The organism is Roseicyclus sp., from assembly GCF_018402035.1.
Lineage (GTDB): Bacteria > Pseudomonadota > Alphaproteobacteria > Rhodobacterales > Rhodobacteraceae > Roseicyclus.
Genome location: NZ_JAGYJN010000078.1, coordinates 1 through 1,333, shown reverse-complemented (window position 1 = coordinate 1,333; position 1,333 = coordinate 1). Strand labels below are relative to the sequence as shown.

The window sequence follows — 1,333 nt, the reverse complement described above, 5'->3', positions numbered from 1 at the left end:
GGATATCGGCATCAAAGGCCAGCGCGCGCGCGATGCTGGCCCGCTGCTGCATGCCACCCGACAATTGCCACGGGAATTTCTTGCCGAACCCTTCCAGATCGACCAGTTGCAGCACGGACTTCACGCGCTTTTCCTGCTCGGCGCGGTCAAAGCCCATGATCTCCAGCGGCAGGGCGATGTTCTTCTCGATGGTCCGCCAAGGGTAAAGCCCCGCGGCCTGGAACACATAGCCATAGGCGCGCGCCTGTCGCGCCTGGTCGGGGGTCATGCCGTTGACGGTGATGGTGCCGCCCGTGGGATGTTCCAGCGCCGCGATGACGCGCAGAAAGGTGGTCTTGCCACAGCCCGAGGGGCCGATGAAGCTGACAAACTCGCCCTTGTCGATGGTCAAGGTGACATCCGACAGCGCCTGCACCGCGCCATCGTTGGTCTGAAAGGTCAGATCGAGGTTTCGGGCCTCGATCACGGGTGTTTTCTCGGCGGTCATCACCTGCGGGGCGGTGGCGGGATCGGCCATCATACCCCCGTTGCCGGGATGCCCGTGCGCGATACCGGGCGCGGGGCGGTCAAGTCTTTCCATGTGGACAAGGCGCGGTTCACCGTCCCGTTGCCGGGGCGCTTGACGAATTGGCCATGGCCCTCTTGCGTGCGGATCTCACCATCATGAACCGCCACATGCCCCCGCGTCAGCGTGAAGCGCGGCAGGCCCTTGACCTTGTGGCCCTCGAACACGTTGTAATCGATCGCCGATTGCTGGGCGCTGGCGGTGATGGTCTTTTCCTTGGCCGGGTCCAGAACCACGATATCGGCATCGGCCCCCACCAGGATCGCGCCCTTTTTCGGGTAGCAGTTCAACACCTTGGCGATGTTGGTCGAGGTGATGGCGACAAATTCATTGGGCGTGAGCCGCCCCGTGGCCACCCCATGCGTCCAAAGCATCGGCATCCGGTCTTCCAGCCCGCCGGTGCCATTGGGGATTTTCGAGAAATCGCCCACGCCATAGCGCTTTTGCTCGGTGGTAAAGGCGCAATGATCCGTCGCCACGACCGAGAGCGACCCGGACATCAACCCGGCCCAGAGGCTGTCTTGATGTTTCTTGTTGCGGAACGGGGGCGACATCACGCGGCGCGCGGCATGATCCCAATCGGGATGGAAATATTCACTTTCATCCAGCGTCAGGTGCTGGATCAGCGGCTCGCCCCAGACCCGCTTGCCCAAGGACCGCGCGCGCCGGATCGCCTCATGCGCGTCTTCGGACGACACATGCACGACATACAAAGGCACCCCCGCCATGTCCGCGATCATGATGGCGCGGTTCGTGGCCTCGCCTTCC

General features: G+C 63.3%; 2 protein-coding genes. Both read right to left on the bottom strand.

Going from position 1 to position 1,333, the window contains the following annotated elements; translation table 11 throughout:
- Window positions 1–517, bottom strand: a 517-nt coding sequence (locus KG698_RS15290) for an ABC transporter ATP-binding protein (RefSeq protein WP_300984237.1), incomplete at its 3' end; no start/stop codon positions are given.
- Window positions 517–1,333, bottom strand: an 817-nt coding sequence (locus tag KG698_RS15285) for an amidohydrolase family protein (RefSeq protein WP_213686399.1), incomplete at its 5' end; no start/stop codon positions are given. The genes KG698_RS15285 and KG698_RS15290, both read right to left, overlap by 1 nt.